At 60.9% G+C, this 2,495-nt stretch carries 1 protein-coding gene and 1 pseudogene; both read left to right on the forward strand.

What is annotated here, in order from left to right:
• The first annotated feature begins 113 nt into the window (after positions 1-113).
• Positions 114-1,642 (forward strand): annotated as a pseudogene (gene istA / locus J7359_RS19770) (IS21 family transposase).
• Positions 1,632-2,423, forward strand: a complete 792-nt coding sequence (istB, locus tag J7359_RS19775) for an IS21-like element helper ATPase IstB (RefSeq protein WP_209059960.1) — start codon at positions 1,632-1,634, stop codon at positions 2,421-2,423. Before istA ends, istB begins: the two are co-directional and overlap by 11 nt.
• The last annotated feature ends 72 nt before the right edge of the window (positions 2,424-2,495 follow it).

Genomic DNA, 2,495 nt, shown 5'->3' on the forward strand with positions numbered 1-2,495 from the left:
TGTTGGATGTCACTGAGAACTGACCCAGCAACGATCAAAATTGTCACTGAGAATTGACCCATGTGGAACCCTGCCCCTGACGGGATTTGTCGGGGGTCATTGGAGTGATCGACATGGATTTTTTGAGCGTCATTCGACGGTGGGCACTGCGGGACAAGATGCCCATCCGCGAGATTTCGCGGCGGACTGGACTATCGCGCAATACCATCAGGCGTTACCTGCGAGCTGGGATCGTCGAGCCCAAGTTCAGCGTGCCGTCGCGGCCAAGCAAGCTCGATCCGTACGCGGAGAAGCTGTCGGGCTGGTTGCTGGCCGAACAGCGCAAGTCGCGCAAGGAGCGGCGGACGGCAAAGCAGATGCACGCGGATCTGGTTCAGCTGGGGTTCGACGGGTCCTATGAGCGTGTCTCGGCCTTTGTCCGCGCCTGGAAATCAGACCGGCAGCGGGCGCAGAGCACGACGGATCGCGGGACATTTGTGCCTCTGGTGTTCAAGCCGGGCGAAGCCTTCCAATTCGATTGGAGCGAAGATTACGCGATCATCGGGGGTGAACGAACCAAGCTGCAGGTCGCGCACATCAAGCTTGCGCACAGCCGGGCCTTCCTGGTCAGGGCTTATTTGCTGCAGACACACGAGATGCTGTTCGACGCGCACTGGCATGCGTTCAGGGTCTTCGAAGGCGTTCCGGACCGCGGGATCTACGACAATATGCGCACGGCGGTGGACCGTGTGGGCGTCGGCAAGAAGCGCGACGTGAATGCGCGCTTCATGGCGATGACAAGCCACTACGTGTTTGAACCCGACTTCTGCAATCCGGCGGCGGGATGGAGAAGGGTCAGGTCGAGAAGAACGTCCGCGATGCGCGCAGCCGGATGTGGCAGGTGATGCCCACCTTCCCTGATCTCGATGCGCTGAACCGCTGGCTGGAAGAACGGTGCAAGACGCTGTGGGTCGAGACCGCACATGGCGGCTTGGCCGGCAGCATCGCAGACGTCTGGGAAGACGAGAAGGCCTCGCTGATGCCGTTGGCCACCGCATTCGACGGCTATGTCGAGCAAAGCAAGCGGGTGTCACCGACTTGCCTCATAACGTTTGATCGCAATCGCTACTCCGTGCCTGCCAGCTTTGCGAACCGGCCGGTCAGCCTGCATATCTACCCCGAAAGGCTTGTTGTCGTTGCCGAAGGGCGCGTCGTCTGCGAGCACCGGCGCATCATTGAAAGGTCGCACCGGCTACCGGGCCGCGTCATCTATGATTGGCACCATTACCTCGCTGTGGTCCAGCGCAAGCCGGGTGCGCTGCGTAATGGCGCCCCGTTTGTCGAGATGCCGGAGGCATTCCGCCAGTTGCAGGACAAACTGCTGCGCAAGCCCGGCGGCGATCGAGAGATGGTGGAAATCTTGTCCCTGGTGTTGCATCACGACGAGCAAGTCGTGCTGTGCGCGGTGGACATGGCACTGCAGGCAGGCGTGCCGACAAAGACCCACGTGTTGAACCTGCTTCATAGGCTGGTGGATGGTACACCGACTGACCAGCCCGACGTGACGCCGCCTTCAAGTCTCGTCTTGACGAAAGAGCCCGAGGCCAATGTCGCACGCTACGATGGGCTGCGCACATCCGGAGGCAAACGCCATGCGTCATGATCCCGCCGGCGCTGCTATCGTCATCATGCTCCGCAGTCTGAAGATGCCAGGCATGGCGCAGGCCGTGCATGACCTCATGGAACAGGGTGCGCCTGCGTTCGAGGCGGCGATCCCCATCCTGTCGCAGCTGCTGAAGGCCGAAATGGCCGAACGTGAAGTGCGGTCCATCTCTTATCACATGAAGGCAGCGCGCTTCCCGGCCCACAAGGATCTGTCAGGCTTCGACTTCGCGGCCAGCGAGGTCAACGAGGCCCTCGTTCGGCAGCTTCATCGATGCGAGTTCCTGGACGCCGCCGAGAACGTGGTCCTGATTGGCGGACCCGGCACCGGGAAAAGCCATGTCGCGACTGCCCTCGGTGTCCAGGCGATCGAGCATCACCGCAAACGCGTGCGCTTCTTCTCCACGGTCGAGCTGGTGAACGCGCTGGAACAGGAAAAGGCGCTGGGAAGGGCCGGGAAGATCGCCGAGGCGCTGGTGAAAACCGAATTGGTGATCCTCGACGAGCTCGGATACCTGCCGTTCAGCGCCTCGGGCGGCGCCTTGCTGTTCCATCTCCTCAGCAAACTCTACGAACGCACCAGCGTCGTGATCACCACGAACCTGAGCTTCAGCGAATGGGCCAGCGTCTTCGGTGACGCCAAGATGACCACCGCGCTCCTCGATCGCCTCACACACCGCTGCCATATTCTGGAGACCGGAAACGACAGCTATCGCTTCAAGGCCAGCTCGGAGACCGCGAAAAAGAAGAGGAAGGAGACGCCAATGTTGACCCCGTCATGAACCGACCGACATACTGACAGGCGGGTCAAATCTCGATGACAATGCTGGGTCAGTTCTCAGTGACATCCAACA

The organism is Paracoccus sp. R12_2 (assembly GCF_017744015.1).
Taxonomy (GTDB): Bacteria; Pseudomonadota; Alphaproteobacteria; order Rhodobacterales; family Rhodobacteraceae; genus Paracoccus.